This is a genomic window from Mesorhizobium sp. M4B.F.Ca.ET.143.01.1.1 (assembly GCF_004792275.1).
Taxonomy (GTDB): domain Bacteria; phylum Pseudomonadota; class Alphaproteobacteria; order Rhizobiales; family Rhizobiaceae; genus Mesorhizobium; species Mesorhizobium abyssinicae.
Genome location: NZ_SRSR01000177.1, coordinates 1 through 354, shown reverse-complemented (window position 1 = coordinate 354; position 354 = coordinate 1). Strand labels below are relative to the sequence as shown.

Annotated in this window: 1 pseudogene; it reads right to left on the bottom strand. The window is 68.1% G+C overall.

The window, feature by feature from the left end:
* Nucleotides 1-354, bottom strand: a pseudogene (locus EN786_RS36510) (ABC transporter permease); the annotation flags it as partial.

The following is a 354-nucleotide window of genomic DNA, read 5'->3' as shown; positions in this document are numbered from 1 at the left end:
CCGGCTGTTTCGCGTCATAGGTCAGGCCACGGTCGCCGCGCAGCACCCAGGCGCCGTTGGCCGGGATCTTCACCTTGTCGACGTCGACGCCGTTGAGCGCCATGATGCGGCCGCGCAGCATCGGCACCTTGACCAGCGTTCCCCGAGGCGCCTCCTTGCCCACCAGGCTCGCGAAGGCGTCGACATCGCTGCTCTGGATGTCGACGAAGAAGAAGTTCGGCGCCCGCTCCGGCAGGCTGCCGGAAATCTGCCGCCTGAGGTTCCCGTCGATCAGCGCCAATGTCACCAGGAGCGTCAGGCCGAGCCCGAGCGACAGCACCACCGACGGCGTCAGCGCGCCTGGACGGTGGATGT